Below are 21012 nucleotides of genomic sequence, written 5' to 3'. Positions count from 1 at the left end.
CCCCATCGTCTCCGAGATCCCGGCCCGTTCGAGACGGGGCCCGGAGGCGTGTTCCCCTTCGCCTCCGAGACCCTCGCCCGTTCGAACGGAGCGCATCGTTCCCCCGATGCACTCCGCTCACTCGCCGGCTGCGCCGGCACCCGTCTCGGGTGTTCGGGTCGCCTGAGACGGCGGTGATCGGAAGGCGTTCGCACGCCTTCCACCTGAGAGACGGCAGTACGGGGCATTCATGACGCGGATTCGGAGATTTTTTTCCGCACCCGTTTCCCAGCGATCTCTGGTGGAATAGGGGCACCCGAATCTTCGCGTCCTGATCCCCCTCTCGGCGCGTCTCATCGATGGACCGCTTCGACCTGCGGATCCGCCTTGTACCCGAAGGAGCCCGTCGTGCCGCCGCTGCGCACCGACCGATCGGCCGACGCCGCGCTCATCGAGCGCACGCGCAAGGGCGACGGCTCGGCGTATGCCGAGCTGTGGGAACGTCACTCCGCCTCGGCGCGCACCGTCGCGCGCTCGTACAGCTCGCTCGACCCCGACGATCTCGTCGCCGAGTCGTTCACGAAGATCTACAGCGCGATCCTGGCCGGTGGCGGGCCGACGGGTGCCTTCCGCCCGTACCTCTTCACGACGATCCGCAACACAGCCGCCGGCTGGGGCCGCGCGCGCCACGAGACGACGCTCGAGACGCTCGAGTCGTTCGAAGACCCGGCCACGAGCGAATCCGCCACGCTCGACGCGCTCGACCGCAGCGCCACCGCGCAGGCCTTCCGCGCGCTGCCGACGCGCTGGCAGGAGGTGCTCTGGTACTCCGAGGTCGAGAACATGACTCCGCAGCAGATCGCGCCGCTCCTCGGCATGAGCGCCAACAGCACGGCGGCGCTGGCGTACCGTGCTCGCGAGGGTCTGCGGCAGTCGTGGATCCGCGTGCACCTGCGCAACCCCGCCAACGCGCCCGAGTGCCAGTGGAGCATCGACCGTCTGGGCACGTACACCCGCGGCAAGCTCCGCGCTCGCGAGACCACGCGCCTCGAGGCGCACCTCGACGACTGCGCCCGATGCACCATCGTCGCGGCCGAGGCGCGCGAGGTCGGCTCGCGGCTCGCGCTCGTGCTGCTGCCGCTGACCGCCGGCATCGGCGGCGCGACCGCGTACTCGGCCTGGCTCTCGCAGGGCGCTCCCGTCTCCGAGATGGCGATGGGCGCGGCCGCGATGCCCGCCGTCATCATCGGCCACACGGCCGGCGCGGGCTCGACCGCCGGCGCCGGGTCGACCGCCGGCGCGGGCTCTACGGCAGGGGCGGGTGCCGGCGGCGCCGGCACCGCGGGTGCCGCCGGCGGTGCGGGATCCGCGACCGGGCTCGGCGCGCTCGGCGGCACCGGCGTCGTGATCGGCGTCGGAGCCGGCGCGCTCGTCGCCGCCGTCGCGGTCGCCGCCGTGATCGTGGTGCCCGGCATCGTGAACCCGACCGACCCCGAGTCGCCGCCCGTGGCCGTGGCCGCAGCGCCCGCAGATTCCGGGTCGAACCCATCGGTCGACGAGGCGCCCGCGGCGATCCCGCCGGCGCCGCGCGCACCGGCACCGGTGGTCGAGCCGGATCCGGACGAGGCAGAGGAGGCCGACGCCCCTGCGGCCGAGCCGGACCCTGCGGATCCTGTCCCCGCGCGTCAGTCTCCGTCACCGGTCCCGTCGCCCGAACCGACGCCGACTGCTACTCCGACTCCGACGCCGACTGCCACTCCGACCCCGACGCCTACGCCCACGCCCACGCCCACGCCGACTCCGTCTCCCACCCCGACCCCCACCCCGACCGAGCCGACTGACAACGTCGCACTGCCGCCGGTGGTCTCCGAACCCGATACGGCCGGAGGGCTCGTCGACCCGTTGCTCTCGGGTACGGCCGAGCCGGGCGCCACCATCAACGTGACCGTGCGCTCGAGCGATGCAGCGCTGGCCGCGGCATCCGCAGGCCTCGAACACCACGCCGTCGCAGACGACGACGGCAACTGGTCGCTCGTCTACTCGGGGCTCGCCGCCGGCACGCACGTGCTCGGCATCACGCAGACCGACGTCGCGGGCAACCGTTCCGAGCCGAGCTCGGTCACGGTGGTGCTTGCGAGTCCGAGCCTCGTCTTGAGCGGATTCGGTCCCTTCGTCTACGAGGCGACCATTCGAGGCCTCGCGCACCGCGACGTGCAGGTCTTCCGCGACGGACGGCACCTCGCCACCGTGCCCCTCGGCGCGAACGGCACCTGGCGTGAGCAGGGCCTCGAGGTCATCCCGTGGAACGTCGTGATGACGGTGCGGTACACCGCCGACGGCCGCACGGGTCCTGCATCGATCGCGACGCGAACGGACTGGTCGTCCGACCGCAGCCAGGTGACGAAGGGCGAGCTCTTCGCCGGGTAATCTGGGCGGATGACCGCGACCGAACACCTCCACCACTGGGTCGTCACGCTGAGCTGCACCGACGGCCCCGGCATCGTGCATGCGATCAGCGGGGCGATCGTGGCGGCTCGCGGCAACATCACCGAGAGCCAGCAGTTCGCCAGCCTCGACACGGGCAACTTCTTCATGCGCCTCCAGGTCGAGTCATCGGCCGACCGCGCCGAGTTCGAGGCCGCGCTCGCCCCGGTCACCGAGCGGTGGAACATGCAGTGGCACCTCGACGAGGTCGGCCGGCCGCTGCGCACCCTCGTGCTCGCCTCGACCGCCGGCCACTGCGTCAACGACCTGCTGTTCCGCCAGCGCGCGGGGCAGTTGCCGGTCGAGATCCCGCTCGTGCTCTCGAACCACGGCACCCTGCGCGACCTCGTCGACTTCTACGGGGTGCCGTTCGAGTCGCTCGCAGTGACGGATGCCGCGTCGAAGGCCGTGTTCGAACGGCGGGTGCTCGACGCGGTCGACCAGCACGACATCGAACTCGTGGTGCTCGCCCGCTACATGCAGATCCTCTCCCCCGAGCTGTGCGCCGCACTCGAGGGCCGCTGCATCAACATCCACCACTCGTTCCTGCCCGGGTTCAAGGGTGCGAACCCGTATCGCCAGGCGCACTCGCGCGGGGTGAAGCTCATCGGTGCGACCGCACACTTCGTGACGAGCGACCTCGACGAGGGGCCGATCATCGAACAGAACGTCGTGCGGGTCGACCACTCGCGCAGCCCCGGGGAGCTCGTCGCGATCGGTCAGGACGAGGAGAGCCGCACGCTCAGCCAGGCGGTCAAGTGGTTCGCCGAGCGCCGGGTGCTCCTCGACGGGGTTCGCACGATCATCTTCCGCTGAGGTCGCGGGTAGGCTTGACGGTTGTGAGCGACGCACAACAGCACGAGCAGCAGCCGAAGATCGGGCCGAACGACATCCTCCGGTTCTTCCTCGAACTCTTCGCCTTCGTCTCGCTCGGCGTCTGGGGCTTCCTGGCCTTCCCGCTTCCGTGGCCCGGGGTGCTCGTCGGCATCGGCGCGCCGCTCCTCGCGATCCTCGCGTGGGCGCTCTTCGTGTCCCCGAAGGCGGTCTTCCGCATCGACACGTTCGGCAAGGCGATCGTGGAGATCGCGGTCTTCTCGGCTGCTGCGCTCGGGTGGTGGACGCTCGGTCAGCCCGTCGTCGCCGTCGTCTTCGCCGTTGTCGCCGCAGTGAGCGGCATCATCAACGGCCGCAAGGAACTCGCCGGCTGACCCGCGGCGACCCGGCCGGAGCCGGGTCGCCTTCCGGCCGAAGGCTCAGACCGCGACGGCCGCCTCGGCGTCGGGTTCGGCACCGCCCGCGGTGCGGAAGTGTCCGACGACCGAGAGGAGCAGTCCGCCGACGGCCCACGCACCGAGCACCAGCCAGGGGAAGGTCATGTCGGCCGACGGGAAGTACGAGAGTTCTCGTACGAGGGTCGCCGCCGCTCCCGGCGGGAACCACTGCCCGATGTCGCCCCACGGCGCCGGATAGAACTCCTTCGGCGCCGCGGCGCCCGAGATCGGGTTCGCGAACAGCAGCATGACGACCGGGCCGACGGCGATGCCGGCGCGACCGATGAGCGCCACGAACCCGGTGATCGGAGCCGCGATGGCGGCCAGCGCCAGGCCGATCGCGGCGGCATTCAGCAGGTAGTCGCCCTGCAGCGCACCGAACCACCCCTGCAGGATGCCGGCCAGCACGAGCCCGCCCGCCGTCGAGTAGAGCAACACAGCGATGACCCGGCGCATCGCGCCGATGACGGCGATCGAGATCGCGATGCCGCCGAGCATGCCGCCGAGCACCAGCGGGAAGAGCGCTGCGGTGAGCCCGGTGCCGCGCGGGTCGGTGTCGGCGAGCGGCACCACGTCGGTGACGGCGACGTCGATGTGCGGCGGTGCGACGGGAGCACCGGCGGCCTCGGCCGCAGCAGCCGCCTGGGCGTTCACGCCCTCCTCGAGTCCGCTCGCGATGCCGGTGAGCAGCTGCGCGACCACGAGACTCGACGCCGACGAGGTCAGCACCTCGGGCTCGGCCCCGAGCACGATGGCGCCGTACACCTCACGGGATTCGATCGCGGCCACGGCGGCCTCGCGATCGTCGACCGTGTCGAACGCGATGGCGCCCGGCGACTGCTCGTCGACCGTGGCCTCGACCGCGGAGACCGCCTCGGCGGGGCCGGCGATCGCGATCGGCAGGTTCTTCGCGTCGGCCGTCACCGAGGGCCACGAGAACGCGAGCACGATGACGGCGACGACCGCGGCGAGCGCGAGCGCGATGCCGACCACGCGGCCGATGGGGGTGTGCCGGTTCGCGACATCCGAGTGGGCCATGATCTCCTCCGAAGAAAAACGAATGTTCGTTCTTTATTATTCTGAGCGCGCCGTCTAGGCTTGTCAAGAACGAAGATCCGCTCATCGACGGGGAAGCCGAGCATGCCGAAGGTCACCGCCGCGTACCGCGAGGCACGCAGGGACGAGATCATCGACGCCGCGCTGCGCGCCTTCGCCGCCAAGGGCTTCCAGGGCACCTCGATGGCCGACGTCATCGCCGAGACCGGCCTGTCGGCCGGCGCGATCTACGGGCACTTCGCCGGCAAGAAGGAACTGTTCGCCGCCGTCGCGGCCCGCACCTTGCAGAGTCGGCGCCTCGAGGTCGAGGCGCAACAGGCCGGCGGCCGTCTGCTCACACCCGGCGAGGTCGTCGCCACGATCCTCCGCGGCATGCGCGACACCTTCGACACCCGGCTGCTCGTGCAGCTCTGGGCGGACGCCGCCGCCGACCCCGGGATCCTCGAGAGCATCGGAGCGCCGCTCGCCTTCGTGCCCGAGGCGTTCGGTGCATCCGTTCGCCCGTGGTTCGAGGCGCACCCCGAGCACGCCGGCGGCGACATCGACGCCACGATCGCGCGGCTCGTGCCGATCATGCTGGCGCTCGGGCAGGGCTTCATGATCCAGCGCCAGATCTTCCCCGACTTCGACGACGAGGCCTACCTCGCGAGCGTCAGGGAGCTCCTCCCCCACTGACCGCGATGGGGCGAGCGGATGCCGCGGCATCCGCTCGCCCCATCGGCGACGCTTGGCTCAGATGCCCTGCCAGGCGGGCTTGTTCGCCCAGGCGTGGCGGTAGTAGTCGAGGTTCTCGAGTTCTGCTGCCGCGGCCTCGTCGACGATGACCGTGGTGTGCGGGTGCAACTGGATCGCCGAACCCGGCTGGCTCGCCGAGACGGGCCCCTCGACGGCGGCCGCGACGGCGTGGGCCTTCGCGGCGCCGAACGCGAGCAGCACGAGGTGGCGTGCGCGGAGGATCGTTCCGATGCCCTGGGTGATGCAGTGCATGGGCACGTCGGAGGGCGAATCGAAGAAGCGGGCGTTGTCGAGTCGCGTCGCCTCGGTGAGGGTCTTGACCCGCGTGTGGGAGGCGAGCGACGAGCCCGGCTCGTTGAAGCCGATGTGGCCGGTGCGTCCGATGCCGAGGATCTGCAGGTCGACGCCGCCGGCCGCCGTGATGGCCGCCTCGTAGTCGGCACCGGCGTGCTCGATCGTGGCGGGGTCGCCACTCGGCACGCGCACGAGCTCAGGGGTCAGCCCGAGCGGTTCGACGACCTCGCGGGAGATGACCGCGCGGTAGCTCTCGGGGTGCCCGGCCGGCAGCCCCACGTACTCGTCGAGCGCGAAGCCGCGCACGCCGCGCACGTCGATCGCGTCGTCGGCGATGCGACGTGCGAGCGCGCGGTAGCTCGCGAGCGGCGTCGAACCGGTCGCGAGGCCGAGCACGACATCGGGCTTCGAGCGGATGAGCGAGACGATCGTGTCGGCCACGAGTGCGCCTGCGGCGTCTTCGTTCGCTACGACGACGACTTCAGCCATGGGTCTTCTCCTACGAGGGCGGCGCCGACGGCGGCCGCTGGGAATCCGGGTGGGATGACCTGCACGCGAGTCGCGAGGTCTATCGATGCGAGGAAGGCCGATTCGACCGCCCACCGATTCAGGATACGGCGTGTGCCGGCGAGGAGTGGACCGCCGAGCGCGGCGAGCCCGCCCCCGATCACCACGGCGTCGACGTCGACGGTCAGCACGAGCAGGCGAACCGCCGCGGCCACGCCGGTGAGGAAGTCCTCTCGCACCGCGATCGCGCGCGCGTCGCCCGCCTCCGCGGCATCGAAGAGTTCACGTGCCGGATGCTCGGAGTTCGACGGCCAGGTACGCGCGATTGCGAGGCCCGATGCCACGGTCTCGAGGCATCCGCGCTGCCCGCACCCGCACAGCACGCCGACCGGATCGATCGGGATGTGGCCGATCTCACCAGCGACGCCGTGGCCGCCGCGCAGCAGGCGCCCGTCGAACACCACGCCGGCGGCGAGCCCCGTGCCGAGGTTGAGGTAGGCCATCGAATCGGCCCGGCGCCCGCCGGGCAGGTCGACGGGGTCGGATCGGCCGAGCAGGTGGTGTGCCCCGAGAGCCGCGGCCTTCACGTCGTTCTCGACCCGCACGTCGACGCCGAGGCGGTCGTAGAGGCGGCGGCCGAGATCGAGCCCGTCGAGCCCGAGGTTCACCGCGTGCTCCACGCGGCCGGTCGCGCTGTCGACGGCACCGGGGATGCCGATGCCGATCGAGGTGAACGACGCCGCGCCGACCCCGGAGAGCTCGCTCATGCGCTCCACGGTGCGGAGCGCGGTCGCGACGACCTCCTCCGCACCGAACCCCGTGGGCATGCGCACCTGGTCGGTCAGTTCTCCGTCGGCACCGATCGCCACCGCGGCCGTCTTGGTGCCGCCGATGTCGATGCCGAGCCTCACGACGTCGCCACCGCTGCCCTGAGCGCGTCGTCGACGAACTCGATGACCGCCTCGCCGAGGAGACGCGAGGCCCCGAACGTCGAGACGTCGGCATAGGCGCGATCGTTCGACGGCCAGCCCATGTCGATCGTCACGACGTCGTCGCGCACCGCGCGCAGCGCATCGATCGCCGCGCGGGCGAACTCGTGCCGGTGCAGGTCCTTGCCCACGACGAGCACGACGCCGTCGAGCCCTGCCGGATCGACGAGGCCCTGCTGCGCCGACACGGCGACCGTCTCGGCGCCGCCGAGCCACGACGGGTTCTCCGAGACGTCTTCGGCGGCGAACGGGCCCCACGGCGCGACACCGACGGCGATGTTCGCGACGGCGTCGACGCGCACGACCGTGCCGACCCGGGTCGATCGGGCGAGACGTTGGCGTGCGGCATCCGTCACCTCGAACGCGCCGATGACGCGGCCGATCTCCTCGGCGTCGTGCCGCGGCTCGATCGAGGCCGGAAGCGCCGGCCCCGCGGGCACCGGAACCGATTCGGCGGCGAGCGCGCGCACCCTGGCCGCGGATTCGCGCACGCGCGCCTCGGGGAGCCGGCCCGTCGCGATCGCGACCTCGACGGCGCCGACGATCTCGGCCATCTCCTCGGCGGAGTTGTCGGAGCCGATGCAGAGCAGGTCGCAACCGGCGGCGAGGGCGCGCACCGCAGCCTCGGGGATGCCGTGCACGCCGCTCGCCCCCTTCATGTCGAGGGCGTCGGTGACGATGACGCCCTCGAACCCCAGCTCCCCGCGGAGCAGGCCGTTCAGGATCTGCGGGGAGAGGGTGGCCGGGTTCTCGGGATCGAGCTCGGGCATCAGGATGTGCGAGGTCATGATCGTGCGGCTGCCGGCGGCGATCGCGGCCCGGAACGGCACGAGCTCGCGCTCGCGCAGGGTGGCGAGCGGCACGTCGACGACGGGGAGCGCGAGATGCGAGTCCGTCGCGGTGTCACCGTGGCCCGGGAAGTGCTTGGCGCTGGCCGCCACTCCGGTCTGCTGCAGTGCCGTCGTCCATGCCGCCGAATGGCGCGCCACGAGCTCGGGATCGGCACCGAAGCTGCGGATGCCGATCACCGGGTTGTCGGCGTTCGCGTTCACGTCGACGTCGGGGGCGAAGGCCACGGTGCATCCGGTCGCGGCGAGCGCCTCGCCCACGGCCGCGGCGACCCGGGCGGTCAGCTCGACGTCGTCGATGCGGCCCAGCACAGCGTTGCCGGGGAACGGCGCGCCGCGGTCGTAGAAGAGCCGGGTGACGTCGCCGCCCTCCTCGTCGATCGCGATCACGGCGAGCGGGTTCGCCGTGCGCAGCGTCGCGTTCAGCGAGCGCAGCTGCTCGGGCGATTCGATGTTCTGCCCGAAGAGGCAGACCCCGCCGAGTCCGTCGCGGAGCAGCCCGAGCACCCACTCGGGAGCATTCAGGCCGTCGAATCCCGGCAGCAGCGTCGTGAGGATGTCCCGGCGGAGGTCGGTGCCCGCGCCGGTCGAGTCGGTGCCGGTCATCCCTTGACCGCTCCGCTCACGAGCCCGCTCGTCATCCGTCCCTGCACGATGAGGAAGAACACGATCACCGGCACCGCGACGAGGGTGGATGCGGCCATCACCTGTCCCCAGTCGGTCTCTCGTGTGGCGCTCGCCTGGATGAACCCGCGCAGCCAGAGCGGCAGCGTGTGCATCTGTTCGGCAGGCAGCAGCACGAGCGCGACCGTGAACTCGTTCCACGCCTGCAGGAAGGCGAACACGCCCGATGCCACGAGGCCGGGAGCCAGCAGGGGGAAGGTGATGCGCATGAACGCCTGGGTGCGGCTGAGGCCGTCGACCATCGCCGCCTCCTCGAGGTCGGCCGGGATGCCGGCGACGAAGCCGCGGAGCATCCACACCGTGAACGGCACGACGGCCGCGGTGTAGATGATGCTGACGCCGATCACCGAGTTCAGCAGGCCGACGCTCGAGACCATCTTGTACTGCGCGATGAAGAGGCCCTCTGCGGGGAGCATCTGCACGATGAGCACCGCGAGCACGAACGCCTTGCGGCCCTTGAATCGGAAGCGGCTGATCGCCACGGCCGCGAGGAACGCGAACAGCAGGCAGCAGAAGACCGCGATGAGGGTGACCGAGAGACTGATGCCGAGGGCCGAGAAGAACGACCCGCCGTCGAGCACGTTCTCGTAGTTGTCGAGCGAGCCGCCGATGGGCAGGAACGTCGGGATGAACGACTGCAGCGTGCGGTTGGGCAGCAGCGACGAGTTCAGCATCCAGTAGACGGGGAAGACCCAGGCGATCGCGATCGCGAACGCGAGGACCGTGAGCACGACGCGGCGGGGGCGGAAGCGCCGGCTCCACCGTGTGCGGGTGCGGACTCGGGCGACGGGGATCGCCGACGCGGTGGCACCGAGCTCGCCGCCGGTGGGAATCGTGACGGAGGTGGTCATGACTGTTCGTCCTCCTTGAGCAGGGAGCGCACGTAGAACCAGCTGATGGCGAGGGTCAGGGCGAGCACGAAGATGGAGACGGCCGATGCCATTCCGAAGTCCTGGGCTCCGGCGCCGAGCTTGTAGATGTAGGTGCCGAGCAAGTCGAACTCGGAGGCCTTCGACCCGGCGTCCTGCAGCATCGTGATCTGCGTGAAGACGCGCAGGTCCCAGATGAGCTGGAGCAGCAGCACGATCATGATGACCGGCCGGATCATCGGCATGATGATGTATCGCAGGCGCTTGGCGCCGTTGGCACCGTCGAGCTGGGCGGCCTCGAGCACCTCGTCGGAGACCTGGGTGAGGCCGGCGTACACCGAGAAGGCGACGAACGGCACCGACATCCAGATCACGATGATGCTCGCGACGATGAAGAAGGTGAGGGGGTTAGACAGCCACGAGAAGCGGTTCATGTCCACGCCGGGGATCATGTCGAGCAGGTAGTTCACGACGCCGCGGCGGCGGTCGAAGAGCCAGATCCACACGGTCATCGCGGCGACGACGGGCATCGCCCAGGCGAGCAGCAGGGAGATCTGCAGCGTGAGGCGGGCGGTGCGCCCCACCGCGGTCATGAGCATGGCGAGGAGCAGGCCCACGACGAGCGTGAGGGCCGCGGTGACGAAGCAGAACAGCAGCGATCGGCCGACGACCTGCCACATGGTGGGGTCGGTGGCGAGCGTGATGTAGTTCTGCAGACCGACGAAGTCGGCCGGCTTGCCGAACTGCTGCTGGATGCCGAAGTCCTGCGTCGAGGTGATGATCTGCCACACGAGCGGATAGCCCATGCCGACCAGGAGGATGAGGATGGCGGGGATGAGGAGCAGGTGGGGCACTGAGAGACGGCGTCGCGCGGGGGCGGACGCGCGCGGAGCCGGAGTCGCGGTGGCGACATCGTCAGCGAGGATTCTGGTCACGTTCTCATCCTCCTTTCGAATGGAGCTCGCGTCACGGGTTTCATGGGTGGGGGCCACGGGCGAAGAGTCGCCCGCGGCCCCCGGTGGTGCTGGTCGCGGATGCCGAGGCATCCGCCGGGTGCTAGTTGAGGAGCTCGTTCAGCTTCTCGTCGTACTCGGCAGCGAGGTCGGCGACGTCGCCGCCACCCGAGACCTTGCCGAAGAACTCCTCGAGGATGCCGGCACCCTCGACCGCTGCCCAACCGGGTGCGGCCGGGGTCAGCTTGGAGCCTGCAGCGGACTCGATGAGGGCCTTCGCGAACTGGTCGTCACCGAGGCTCGACGCGTAGTCGAGGTTGGCCGGGCCGAGCCCGTTCTCGCCGAGCATCGTCTGGTACTCCTCGGAGAAGATGATCTTCATGAGTTCCTTGGCGCCGGCCTGGTTCTTGCTGGCCGCCGACACGGCGATGTTCGATCCACCTGCGAAGACCGGGGCCACGCCGCCGTCGACACCGGGGAGCACGAAGGTGCCGAAGACGTCGTCGTTCCACGTCGCGATCGTCTTGGTCGAGTCAGCGGGGTCCGGAGCGAGGTCGCCGATCGACCAGTGCGCCCATCCGGGAGCGATGATCGTTGCGGCCTCGGGCTTGCCGGTGGCGTCGTTGTTGTTGATGTTCACCCACGGGGTGCTGTCGAACTCGGTGACAGGCGCGTTCGAGGCACCCGTGAAGAGGGCCTGGAACTGCTCGAGGCCCTTGACCGACTCGTCGGACGACAGGGCGCCGACCCACTTGTCGCCGTCCTTCACCGCGAGCTCGCCGCCGTTGGCGAAGATCCACGAGATGCCGTTGCGCCAGTCGGAGCCGCCGATGTAGAAGCCCGACTGCGCGTCGGTGCGGAGCGACGTGACGGTCTCGCCGAACTCGTCGAGCGTGGTGGGAACGGTCTTGCCCGCTGCGTCCCAGATGTCCTTGCGGTAGAAGTTGTAGCGCGAGCCGAAGTAGTACGGCAGCGCGTACTGCGCGCCATCGACCTCGCCGACCTCGACGAACGACTTCAGCAGCTTGTCGCCGCCGAGCTCGTCGTACATGTCGGAGAGATCGGTGAAGGCGCCCGCGTTCGTGAACGTCGGCGACCAGGTGTTGCCGATCTCGGTCACATCGGGGGTGTTCGCGGCGTCGGGAAGCGCGGTGGTGAGCTTCGCGACCGCGTCGCCCCAGCCCTGCTCCTCGATCGTCAGCTTGCCACCGGTGGCGTCTGCGTACTCGGACTTCAGGTAGTCGCGCAGCTCGTCGGGCGTGTCGCCGCCCATCAGCCACAGCGTGATGTTCTGGCCATCTGCAGACCCGTCGTCGGCAGGCTCGCCGGTCGAGCTGCAACCGGCGAGAACGAGTGCGGCGGCGGTTGCGATCGCCGCGGCAGCGTACTTCCTCTTCATTGCGGTTTCCTTCTCTTGGTTGGGGTGTGGTGCGCCGGAACCGGTTCGGGTGAACGCGTCCGGGTGGCGGGTCAGCTAGGTGACCCCGAGTTGTCCGGAAAGGACCATGACGGCCGCGCCGCGAAGGACGATGTCCTCCGCCTGCTCGGACATCCGGAGCCTCAGATCACGGTTGAATTCCGTCATCGTCCGCTTCCGGAGCGTGTCGACGGCGGCCTCGTGGAACACGCCGTCAAGCAGTTGGGCCGGGCCGCTCAGCACGACCTCGGAGAGGTTCAGCGCGCCGACCACGGGTGCGAGCACGATGCCGAGTCGTCGGCCGGCCTCGCGGAGGATGTCGTCGCGAGCGGATGCCGCGGCGCCGGTGTCGCCGTCGCCGCCGAGTTCGGCGAGCTGCGCGGTGAGCCGCGGTGCGGCGACCCAGGCCTCGAGGCACCCGTCTCTGCCGCAGGCGCAGCGGGGTCCGCCGTCGGTGCCGACGACGACGTGGCCGATCTCGCCGGCCGCGAAGCCGCCGCCGACGACCGGCCGTCCGCCGATGATCAGGCCGGCGCCGACACCGTGGCCGACCTTGACGAGCAGGAGGTCGTCGTGGTCGGAGGAGCCGTGCTCGGCGAGCACGGCGACGTTCGCGTCGTTGGCGACGTGCACGGGCAGCGCGAAGCGGGCGGCGAGGCGGCCCTGCAAGGCGACATCGCTCCAGCCGAGGTTCGGGGCCGAGCGCACGACCCCGTGCGGGTCGACGACACCGGGCGAACCGATGCCGATGCCGAGCACGGGGGTCGAGGTGCGGGCGAGCAGGCGCTCGACGAGCGCCTCGACGAGGAGCACGGCGGACTCGCCGGTCGCGCCGTCGCGGCAGACCTCGTCGCGATCGATGATCTGGCCGTCGAGCCCGACCACGGCGCCGCGGAACACCTCGTGCTCCGAGAGGTCGATGCCGATGATGTGGAACGCCTCGCGGGCGACGTCGATGAGCGTGGCCGGCTTGCCCGGGCGGGCGTCTTCGCGTTGCCCGAGCTCGACCACGAGGCCCTCGGCGATGAGGTCGGCGACGAGGTCGGAGATCGTGACGCGGGTGAGACCGGTCTCGCGGGCGACATCCGCCCGGCTCTGCGCACCGGCGCTGTAGAGCGTCTGCAGCACGAGTGCGCGGTTGTGGGTGCGTGCGTGCTCGGGCAGCACCTTGCCGGTGGGGCGAAGGGCACGAGAGCGGCCGAAGATGACGGCGCCGGGTGTGACCGCGGCGCGCAGTTCGGATGCCACCGGGGAGGTGGGGGGCGTCGGCACCGTGACCGGGCCTCGCTGTGCATCCGTTGCAGTCACGTTTGTTAGTAAACCTTACGAACAAACTCCTCGCAAGACGGTTCCGACGATTTCTTCGCGGCGTTACCGAGTTGTGACCAGCGAGTGGATGCCTCGGCCGGACGCCTCGGCCTTGGCGTCGAGCCTCCCGCCGATCGCGCGGAGTGCCGCGAGGATCGTCACGAGGTCGACCACCTCCTGCAGGAGGGCTCCGATCGTCGCGGGGATCACGCCGAACGCGGCGATGATCATCAGCCCGATGCTCACGATGATTCCGAGCCAGATGCTCTGCAACGCGATGCGCACCGTGTCGCGCCCGATCTCGACCGCCTTCGCCGTGCGCGAGATGTCGTCGACGAGGATCACCGCCGACGCCGACTCGCTCGCCGCCGTGGCGCCCTTGGCCCCCATCGCGATGCCGACGTCGGCCGCCGCGAGCACCGGTGCGTCGTTCACGCCGTCGCCGACCATGATGACCGGCCGCTCGGCGATCGCCGCGACCTCCGCGACCTTGTCGGCGGGCAGGCAGTCGGCGCGCACCCGGGTGATGCCGAGCTCTGCGGCGATGTGATCGGCGGTCGCCTTCGCGTCACCGGTGAGCATCATCGTCTGGTGCACGCCGAGTTCACCCAGTCGCGCGAGCGTGGCATGGGCGTTGTCGCGCAGGCGGTCGCTCGCGAGGATCGCCCCGGCGAAGCGCCCGTCGACGGCGACGTACACGGCGAGCTCGCCCGGTGCGATACCGGTGCGTTCTGCCTCGGGCGCGTGCTCCTGCACGAATGCGAACTTGCCGACGACGATCTCCCGCCCGTCGAGCTCGGCCGTCACGCCGTTCGTCGCCGCCTCGCGCGCCCACTCGGCCTCGACGAGCGGCAGTCCACGATGCTTCGCCGCCTCGATCATCGACGTCGCGAGCACATGGGAGGAGTACTGCTCGGCCGAGGCGACCGCTGCGAGCAGCTCGTCCTCGCCGAAGCCCGGTTCCGGGCGGATCGCGACGAGCGTCGGCGAGCCGTACGTGAGCGTGCCGGTCTTGTCGAACACGGCGGTCTGCGCCGCGGCGAGCTGCTCGAGCACTCCCCCGCCCTTCACGATCACGCCGTTCCTCGCCGAGCGACTCATGCCGCCGATGAACGCGACGGGCGCTGCGATGAGCAGCGGGCACGGAGTGGCGAGCACGAGCACCTCGGCAAAGCGCACGGGGTCGCCAGAGACCCACCACGCCACCCCGGCGAGCGCGAGCGAGAAGACGGTGAACGGCACGGCGTAGCGATCGGCCAGCCGCACGACCGGAGCCTTCGACTCGGCCGCCGCAGTCACCAGGGCCACGATCTGCTGGTACTGGCTGTCGGCGGCGGACGCCGCGGCGACGACCTCGACCGCGGACTGGCCGTTGACCGAGCCGCTCAGCACCAGATCGCCGGCCTGCTTCTCGACCGGCACCGACTCGCCCGTGATCGACGACTCGTCGAAGCTCGCCTCGTGCGAACGCAGCGTCGCGTCGACCGGCACGATCTCGCTCGGCCGCACGAGCAGCACGTCGCCCACCTGCACGTCGGACGCGAGCACGTCGACGATCGCGTCGCCCTCCATGCGGTGCGCGTGCTGCGGCGATCGCGTGAGGAGCGCGTCGAGCTCGCGCTTGGCGCGGCGGTTGGCGTAGTCCTCGAGCGCGGCCCCGCCCGTGAGCATGAGCACGACGAGGAGCGCAGCGACGTACTCCCCGACGAGCACCGTCGCGACGATCGCGGTCACTGCGAGGATGTCGAGCCCCCAGTGCCCGCGCAGGATGTCGCGAACCATGCCGACGGCCTGCCAGACGGCGATGCCGAGCGCGTAGACGCTGAAGATCCACGGCACGGCGGCGCCTGCCCCGGTGAGCGCGAGCACGATGCCGGCGAGACCGATGCCGAGCGTGAGGGTCACGACCCAGTACCTGCGTGCGAGCTTCAGAAGGCGTGCCATGCGTCCATCCTCCCCTCGTTCCGCCGTCCAGTCGCTCCCCCGCCCCGGGTGCACGGGATTCGGGCTGTCCCAGGGCGAGCGGACCGAAACGGAACGGGGGCCGGATGCCAGTGGCATCCGACCCCCGTCTCGAGGCGTGTCGACTACGCGGCGATACGCGCCTTCAGGTTGTCGGCCAGCGTCGCGAGGAACTCCTCGGTCGTCTGGTAGCCCTGCTCGGGGCCGACGAGGAGCGCGAGGTCCTTCGTCATGGCGCCCGACTCGACGGTCGTGATGACGACGTCTTCGAGGGTCGCCGCGAACTCGATGAGCTCCTGGTTGCCGTCGAGCTTGCCGCGGTGCGCGAGGCCGCGCGTCCAGGCGAAGATCGAGGCGATCGGGTTCGTCGAGGTCGGCTTGCCGGCCTGGTGCTGACGGTAGTGACGGGTCACGGTGCCGTGCGCCGCCTCGGCCTCGACGACCTTGCCGTCGGGAGTGGCGAGCACCGAGGTCATGAGACCGAGCGAGCCGAAGCCCTGCGCGACGGTGTCGGACTGCACGTCGCCGTCGTAGTTCTTGCAAGCCCAGACGTAGCCGCCCTCCCACTTCATGGCCGAGGCGACCATGTCGTCGATGAGGCGGTGCTCGTAGGTGAGGCCGGCAGCGTCGAACTGCTCCTTGAACTCGGTGTCGAAGATCTCCTGGAAGATGTCCTTGAAGCGACCGTCGTACGCCTTCAGGATCGTGTTCTTCGTCGAGAGGTACACCGGGTAGTTGCGCGAGAGGCCGTAGTTCAGCGAGGCGCGTGCGAAGTCGCGGATCGAGGCGTCGAGGTTGTACTGCACCTGCGCGATGCCGTCGCCCGGGGACTGGTAGACCTCGAACTGCTGCGGCTCGCCGCCATCCTTCGGGGTGAACGAGACCGAGAGGGTGCCCTCGCCCTTGAAGAGGAAGTCGGTGGCGCGGTACTGGTCGCCGAAGGCGTGGCGGCCGATGATGATCGGCTTGTTCCAGCCCGGCACGAGGCGCGGGATGTTCGAGATGATGATCGGCTCGCGGAAGATGACGCCGCCGAGGATGTTGCGGATGGTGCCGTTCGGCGACTTCCACATCTTCTTCAGACCGAACTCCTCGACGCGCGCCTCGTCGGGCGTGATCGTCGCGCACTTGACGCCGACGCCGTGCTTCTGGATGGCGTGCGCCGCGTCGATGGTGATCTGGTCGTCGGTCTCGTCGCGCTTCTGGATCGAGAGGTCGTAGTACTCGAGGTTCACATCGAGGTACGGGTGGATGAGCGTGTCTTTGATGGCCTGCCAGATGATGCGCGTCATCTCGTCGCCGTCGAGTTCGACGACGGTGCCTTCAACCTTGATCTTGGACAACAGGGTCTCTCCTTGGATCTACTGGGGGAAACGGGGAAGTGTGCGGGGCGGTCGGACACGCCGTCTGCCAGCTTACCGCGTCGCCCGAATATCTCGACATCGAGAGAATTCCGGCTCGGATTCGAGCGCATGCGGATGCCGCGGCATCCGTTCGATCAGGTCAGATGCCGGCCGTGTCGCGGATGTCCGTGAGCAGTTCGTCGAGCATGGCGCGCTGGAGCTGCACCGTCGAGTACGTGCCGACGACGAGCAGGTCGTCCCCATCGGTGATCAGGCTGTAGGTGACGTGGCCGGGCGTCGTCCCGCCCGTGTCGGCGAGCAGCACGACGACGCCCGACTCGGGATCGGTGAGGTCGGCGAGGCTCACCTGGCCGTCGCACTCGGCCGCGTCCGCGGCGATCTGCTCGACGAGCGCCTGCCAGTCCTCATCGGAGTCCTGCACGATCGAGACCGAGAGCTGGGCCGCCATCCACTCGAGGTCGAACATCCGCGAGGCGTCGGGCTCGACCGACACGCCGCCCGAGAAGTCGCCGCCGCACACGCCGCGCGAGTCGTCTGACGCCTCGGCGTCATCCGCGTCGTCGGTCGGTTCGGCCTCGACGTCCGGCTGCGCGATCCAGCCCTCCGGCAGGTCCTCGGCGGTCGGCAGCCGGTCTTCGGCAGGCACCGCCGCGGCGGTCGACTCCGAGGTCGGCTCGCCGGTCGGCTGCGACTCGGCGCTCGACGCGCACCCGCTCAGCAGCATCGCCGAGGCGATCACCAGACCCGACCACATGAACCCTCGACGCATGACTTCCCGCTTCCTCCGACGACCGACATCGACAACCCGCGAGAGACTATCAGCGACCCTGACGGCTCGGCGGCAGTGCGCTTTTGTTGCCGCTCGGCTACCGAGGCGACGGCCCCACGGGTTAGCCTTGGCGCATGGCTGAGCTGAGACTGGAAGATCTGTCGGCGTCGAACATCGTGGCGGCGAACTCGTTGTCGCTCAAGCCCGGCCAGGAGCAGTTCATCGCGCCGGTCACGTACTCGGCCGAGTCCTCCGTCGTCAATCCCGCCACCGCCTGGCAGCGCGTGGCTCTGCTCGAAGATCGCGTCGTCGGCTTCATCCACGGCAACTTCGACCCCGAGAACGAGCACGAGGAGTTCCGGGCCTGCATCTGGCGCATCAACGTCGACGCGGAGGTGCAGGGCAAGGGCGTCGGCCGGTTCCTCGCGACGGCGCTCGCCGAAGAGGCCAAGCACCGCGGCTTCGACCGCATCACCGTGCTGTGGGAGCCGGGCGAAGAGGGCCCCGAGGCGTTCTTCCACCGCATCGGCTTCACCGACATCGGCGAGACCGCGTACGGCGACGTCATCGGCGCACTCGAACTCTGACGGGGCACCCGAGCGATCTGGCGCACCGGATGTCGCAGCAGCACGCCGCCGGACGCCGTCCGCAGCCCGCCGAGGGGTTCGTCGAGGCGGTGCTCGTGGTCGTCGCCGACATCCCCGCAGGGCAGGTCGCGACCTACGGCGACGTCGCGGCGCTGCTCGGCTCGCGCGGGGCACGCGCCGTCGGACGGGTGATGGCGCGCGCGGGCGGTGACGTGCCGTGGTGGCGGGTCGTTCGCGCCGGCGGCCGCCCTCCGGCCGGGCACGCCGAACGGGCGCGGCGGCACTACGTCGCCGAGGGCACCCCGCTGCGACCTTCGGCCGACGACGACGGCTACCGCATCGATCTCGCGGCCTGCCGCTGGCGCGGCTGACCGGCCGTCGCCGGCGCTGCGCGACCGTTCACCGGATCAGGTCGAGGTGAACCGGCCGAGCGGGATGCGAATGGTGATCGTCGTGCCGGCACCCGGCTCGCTGTCGAGGCGGAACCGGCCGCCCACCGCGTCGACGCGGTCGGCGATGCCGAGCATGCCGCTGCCGTCGGCGGATGCCCCGCCGACCCCGTTGTCGCGTACGACGAGCTCGAGTTCGCCGTCGACGAGCACGGCCCGCACCCAGCCCCTGGTCGCCTGCGCGTGCTTGGCGACGTTCGCGAGCGCCTCGGAGACCACGAAGTACGCGGTCGACTCGACGACCTCGGGCAGGCGCCCCTCGGCCTGCACGTCGATCTCGACCGGCACGGGGCAGCGGCCCGCGAGTTCGGGCACGGCGAGCGCGAGCCCGCCCGACGACAGCAGCGAGGGATGGATGCCGTGGGCGAGCTCCCTGAGCTCCTTGAGCGCCTGGTTCAACATCAGGATCGTGCCGTCGAGTTCGACCCCGAGCGGCTCGACCCCGCGGTCGCGGGCCTGGTTCGCCGCGAGGCGAAGTCGCATGCCGAGCGAGACGAGGTGCTGCTGCGCCCCGTCGTGCAGGTCGCGCTCGATGCGGCGCCTCGCCTCGTCGCCCGCTTCGAGGATGCGGGCCCGCGACTGGCGCACCTGTTCGAGGGTGCGCTCGATCTCGGACCGCAGCCGGCCGTTGTCGACCGAGAGGCGCAGTGCGCTCGAGACGCCGTCGAGCAGGCGCATGTTGTCGGTGAGCACGCGGTCGTGGCGGATCACGGCGATGGGCATGCCGGTCGGCGAGGAGACGGGCAGCAGGCCGTGGTCGCTGCGGCGGGCGGCGGGGCTGTCGTCGAGCGGCTCCCCCGAGGCATCCGCGTACCCGGCGCGCTCCTCGTCCCACCAGTAGACGCGCACCGAGGCGTCGCGAAGGGTGCGCGCGAGCGACTCCGCCCAGAGGCCGCGATCGGCGCCCTCGCGCGTGATGCGCATGAGATCGGCGACGCGGGCACGCATGTTGCGCGCGTGCGCGATGCCCGCGACGAAGCTGACGGGGATCGAGGCGATCGCCACGAGCGAGACCGTGTCGAGCACGAGGTCGGCGCCGCCCGAGGCGTACGCCGCGGCCTGGATCGCGAGGGTGATCACCCAGGCGATCAGGGCGATCGGCATGAGGAACGCGACGGTGCGGGCCGGCACGCTGCCGCGCACCCACCGCACGAGCAGTCGCACCGCGATGACGATCGCGAGCAGCACGCCGATGGCGCGGTAGCCGACGTCGATGATCGCGAACACGCCGGGTGCGTCGGCGACGAGATAGGGATTGACGGTGCAGTCGCAGACCGCGGCCGACGGCTGGCCGAGCAGCAGCACTCCGAGCAGGTAGCCGACCGAGGTGACGAGCGCGATGCCCGCGATCCAGCGGTCGACGCCGTCGATCAGCCGGCCACGGGGATACAGCAGCACGAGGATGCCGGTGAGCACCGCCCACCAGAGGTGCACGCCGTAGACGAAGGGCCAGAGCCAGGCGACGTGCTCGATGACGCGGAGGAACGAGAGCGGGATCCACACGAGCGGGAAGATGACCATGAGACGGGCCGGCAGGCGCGAGGGCCCGATCGCCCACGCCACCCCCGCGCACGCGGCGAACACGAGCGGGACGATCGCGTGCAGCGTCGTCCACGACACCTCGCGCCGCAGCTCCCCGGGGGTCGCGAGGAACCCCGTGATCTCCATCGTGAGGCTCGCGGCCACGACGAGCGCGATGACGATCGTGCGCCTGATGATCCGGCCCTTGCGGCCGGGGGCCATCACCTCGCGCCGAGGAGCGTCAGCACCGCGAGCACCCTCCGGTGATGCTCGGGCGACTCCTCGAGGTCGAGTTTCTGCAGGATGGAGCGCACATGCGTCTCGACGGTCTTCAGCCCGAGGAAGAGCGTCTGCGCGATGCCGCCGTTGGAGTACCCCTGGGCCATGAGCTCGAGCACGGACCGTTCACGCTCGGTGAGGCGGGAGAGCGGGTCGTCGGCGCGCGTGCGCTGCACGAGCTGCTCGACGACCTCGGGGTCGACGACCGAACCGCCCGAGGCGACCGTCTCGACGGCGCGCACGAGGGTCTGGGGCTCGGAGACGCGTTCCTTCAGGAGGTACCCGGTGCCGCTGCCCGCGCCCATGACCCGCAGCGCGTACTCGGGCGTCGCGTACATCGAGAGCAGCAGCACGCCGATCGTCGAGCCCTGCGCGCGCATCTCCTCGAGCGCGACGATGCCCTCGTCGCGGTAGCTCGGCGGCATCCTGATGTCGAGCACTGCTGCGTCGAGTCCCCCGCGTGCGGCGACCTCGAGCAGTTCGACGCCCGTGCCGACCGAGGCGACGACCTCGAGACCGCCGTCGGCGAGCACCTTCGCGATGCCCTCGCGCAGGAGCAGTGCGTCGTCGGCGATCGCGACGCGCAGGGGACGTTCGGGCGTCTCCATGTCTCCTCCAATCCGAGGGCAGGCCTGACCATGACGGTGTGCCCGCCTGTCGTGAGCGTATCGCGCGCGAGGCACATGC

Annotated in this window: 19 protein-coding genes; 6 read left to right on the top strand and 13 right to left on the bottom strand. The window is 70.4% G+C overall.

The features are described 5' to 3' along the window. Positions 1–387 precede the first annotated feature (387 nt). Genes BUR99_RS10170 through BUR99_RS10160 form a run of 3 tightly spaced genes read left to right on the top strand, consistent with a single transcriptional unit; the run spans position 388 to position 3671 of the window. A complete protein-coding gene (locus BUR99_RS10170) occupies positions 388–2406 on the top strand; it encodes a sigma-70 family RNA polymerase sigma factor (RefSeq protein WP_143231569.1) in 2019 nt (672 codons plus the stop codon). Positions 2407–2415: 9 nt separating this feature from the next. Further along, positions 2416–3279 (top strand): formyltetrahydrofolate deformylase, encoded by an 864-nt coding sequence (gene purU, locus BUR99_RS10165; RefSeq protein ID WP_074260192.1) that lies wholly within the window; start codon positions 2416–2418, stop codon positions 3277–3279. 23 nt (positions 3280–3302) lie between these two features. Next, complete coding sequence (locus BUR99_RS10160) at positions 3303–3671, top strand: YrdB family protein (RefSeq protein ID WP_074260191.1); 369 nt, start codon at positions 3303–3305, stop codon at positions 3669–3671. Positions 3672–3716: 45 nt separating this feature from the next. Here the strand turns inward: BUR99_RS10160 and BUR99_RS10155 are convergent, their stop codons facing one another. Then, a complete protein-coding gene (locus tag BUR99_RS10155; RefSeq protein ID WP_074260190.1) occupies positions 3717–4772 on the bottom strand; it encodes a hypothetical protein in 1056 nt (351 codons plus the stop codon). 102 nt (positions 4773–4874) lie between these two features. Here BUR99_RS10155 and BUR99_RS10150 point away from each other — a divergent pair, with 102 nt between their 5' ends. Then, positions 4875–5465 (top strand): TetR/AcrR family transcriptional regulator, encoded by a 591-nt coding sequence (locus tag BUR99_RS10150; RefSeq protein ID WP_074260189.1) that lies wholly within the window; start codon positions 4875–4877, stop codon positions 5463–5465. Between the two features lie 57 nt (positions 5466–5522). Here BUR99_RS10150 and BUR99_RS10145 read toward each other — a convergent pair whose 3' ends face one another. From BUR99_RS10145 to BUR99_RS10100, 10 genes are all read right to left on the bottom strand, one after another. Beyond that, entirely contained in the window at positions 5523–6308 is a 786-nt protein-coding gene (locus BUR99_RS10145) for a glucosamine-6-phosphate deaminase (protein WP_074260188.1), read from the bottom strand. Then, on the bottom strand, positions 6287–7237 hold the full coding sequence (locus BUR99_RS10140) for an ROK family protein (RefSeq protein WP_074260187.1): 951 nt from the start codon (positions 7235–7237) through the stop codon (positions 6287–6289). Before BUR99_RS10140 ends, BUR99_RS10145 begins: the two co-directional genes overlap by 22 nt. Next, positions 7234–8769 (bottom strand): glycoside hydrolase family 3 protein, encoded by a 1536-nt coding sequence (locus tag BUR99_RS10135; protein ID WP_074260186.1) that lies wholly within the window; start codon positions 8767–8769, stop codon positions 7234–7236. Before BUR99_RS10135 ends, BUR99_RS10140 begins: the two co-directional genes overlap by 4 nt. After that, positions 8766–9698, bottom strand: a complete 933-nt coding sequence (locus tag BUR99_RS10130) for a carbohydrate ABC transporter permease (RefSeq protein WP_074260185.1) — start codon at positions 9696–9698, stop codon at positions 8766–8768. Before BUR99_RS10130 ends, BUR99_RS10135 begins: the two co-directional genes overlap by 4 nt. Further along, positions 9695–10651, bottom strand: a complete 957-nt coding sequence (locus tag BUR99_RS10125; protein ID WP_074260184.1) for a carbohydrate ABC transporter permease — start codon at positions 10649–10651, stop codon at positions 9695–9697. The genes BUR99_RS10130 and BUR99_RS10125 overlap by 4 nt, the downstream gene beginning before the upstream one ends. Before the next feature lie 121 nt (positions 10652–10772). Further along, complete coding sequence (locus tag BUR99_RS10120) at positions 10773–12068, bottom strand: extracellular solute-binding protein (RefSeq protein ID WP_074260183.1); 1296 nt, start codon at positions 12066–12068, stop codon at positions 10773–10775. A gap of 75 nt (positions 12069–12143) precedes the next feature. Further along, positions 12144–13334 (bottom strand): ROK family transcriptional regulator, encoded by a 1191-nt coding sequence (locus tag BUR99_RS10115; RefSeq protein ID WP_074260182.1) that lies wholly within the window; start codon positions 13332–13334, stop codon positions 12144–12146. A gap of 123 nt (positions 13335–13457) precedes the next feature. Further along, positions 13458–15338: a heavy metal translocating P-type ATPase gene (locus tag BUR99_RS10110; protein WP_074260181.1), complete on the bottom strand. Its 1881-nt coding sequence runs from the start codon at positions 15336–15338 to the stop codon at positions 13458–13460. Between the two features lie 143 nt (positions 15339–15481). Continuing rightward, positions 15482–16699 carry an NADP-dependent isocitrate dehydrogenase gene (locus tag BUR99_RS10105; RefSeq protein ID WP_074260180.1) on the bottom strand — a complete coding sequence of 406 codons (1218 nt, stop codon included), beginning with the start codon at positions 16697–16699 and terminating at the stop codon, positions 15482–15484. Positions 16700–16859: 160 nt separating this feature from the next. Next, positions 16860–17489: a hypothetical protein gene (locus BUR99_RS10100; RefSeq protein ID WP_074260179.1), complete on the bottom strand. Its 630-nt coding sequence runs from the start codon at positions 17487–17489 to the stop codon at positions 16860–16862. Between the two features lie 134 nt (positions 17490–17623). Between BUR99_RS10100 and BUR99_RS10095 the strand changes: the two genes are divergently transcribed. Together BUR99_RS10095 and BUR99_RS10090 are read left to right on the top strand one after the other, a co-directional pair. Next, the gene (locus tag BUR99_RS10095) at positions 17624–18076 is read left to right on the top strand and encodes a GNAT family N-acetyltransferase (protein WP_074260178.1); all 453 of its coding nucleotides are present in this window, start codon (positions 17624–17626) and stop codon (positions 18074–18076) included. A gap of 29 nt (positions 18077–18105) precedes the next feature. Beyond that, entirely contained in the window at positions 18106–18447 is a 342-nt protein-coding gene (locus BUR99_RS10090) for an MGMT family protein (RefSeq protein WP_074260177.1), read from the top strand. A gap of 36 nt (positions 18448–18483) precedes the next feature. Here the strand turns inward: BUR99_RS10090 and BUR99_RS10085 are convergent, their stop codons facing one another. Further along, positions 18484–20268: a sensor histidine kinase gene (locus tag BUR99_RS10085; protein ID WP_084183879.1), complete on the bottom strand. Its 1785-nt coding sequence runs from the start codon at positions 20266–20268 to the stop codon at positions 18484–18486. Further along, positions 20268–20933 carry a response regulator transcription factor gene (locus BUR99_RS10080; protein ID WP_074260176.1) on the bottom strand — a complete coding sequence of 222 codons (666 nt, stop codon included), beginning with the start codon at positions 20931–20933 and terminating at the stop codon, positions 20268–20270. Before BUR99_RS10080 ends, BUR99_RS10085 begins: the two co-directional genes overlap by 1 nt. Positions 20934–21012: the final 79 nt, after the last annotated feature.

Origin of the sequence: Agromyces cerinus subsp. cerinus (genome assembly GCF_900142065.1) — a bacterium.
Taxonomy (GTDB): Bacteria; Actinomycetota; Actinomycetes; order Actinomycetales; family Microbacteriaceae; genus Agromyces; species Agromyces cerinus.
Note: the sequence above shows the minus strand (reverse complement) of the source record. Positions and strands in the feature narration are given on the sequence as shown.

Excerpts from the sequence above, each read along its gene's own strand:
- purU (WP_074260192.1), top strand. The coding sequence starts at position 2,416 with ATGACCGCGACCGAACACCTCCACCACTGGGTCGTCACGCTGAGCTGC.
- BUR99_RS10155 (WP_074260190.1), bottom strand. The coding sequence starts at position 4,772 with ATGGCCCACTCGGATGTCGCGAACCGGCACACCCCCATCGGCCGCGTG.
- BUR99_RS10150 (WP_074260189.1), top strand. The coding sequence starts at position 4,875 with ATGCCGAAGGTCACCGCCGCGTACCGCGAGGCACGCAGGGACGAGATC.
- BUR99_RS10145 (WP_074260188.1), bottom strand. The coding sequence starts at position 6,308 with ATGGCTGAAGTCGTCGTCGTAGCGAACGAAGACGCCGCAGGCGCACTC.
- BUR99_RS10135 (WP_074260186.1), bottom strand. The coding sequence starts at position 8,769 with ATGACCGGCACCGACTCGACCGGCGCGGGCACCGACCTCCGCCGGGAC.
- BUR99_RS10130 (WP_074260185.1), bottom strand. The coding sequence starts at position 9,698 with ATGACCACCTCCGTCACGATTCCCACCGGCGGCGAGCTCGGTGCCACC.
- BUR99_RS10120 (WP_074260183.1), bottom strand. The coding sequence starts at position 12,068 with ATGAAGAGGAAGTACGCTGCCGCGGCGATCGCAACCGCCGCCGCACTC.
- BUR99_RS10110 (WP_074260181.1), bottom strand. The coding sequence starts at position 15,338 with ATGGCACGCCTTCTGAAGCTCGCACGCAGGTACTGGGTCGTGACCCTC.
- BUR99_RS10100 (WP_074260179.1), bottom strand. The coding sequence starts at position 17,489 with ATGCGTCGAGGGTTCATGTGGTCGGGTCTGGTGATCGCCTCGGCGATG.
- BUR99_RS10095 (WP_074260178.1), top strand. The coding sequence starts at position 17,624 with ATGGCTGAGCTGAGACTGGAAGATCTGTCGGCGTCGAACATCGTGGCG.
- BUR99_RS10090 (WP_074260177.1), top strand. The coding sequence starts at position 18,106 with ATGTCGCAGCAGCACGCCGCCGGACGCCGTCCGCAGCCCGCCGAGGGG.
- BUR99_RS10085 (WP_084183879.1), bottom strand. The coding sequence starts at position 20,268 with ATGGCCCCCGGCCGCAAGGGCCGGATCATCAGGCGCACGATCGTCATC.
- BUR99_RS10080 (WP_074260176.1), bottom strand. The coding sequence starts at position 20,933 with ATGGAGACGCCCGAACGTCCCCTGCGCGTCGCGATCGCCGACGACGCA.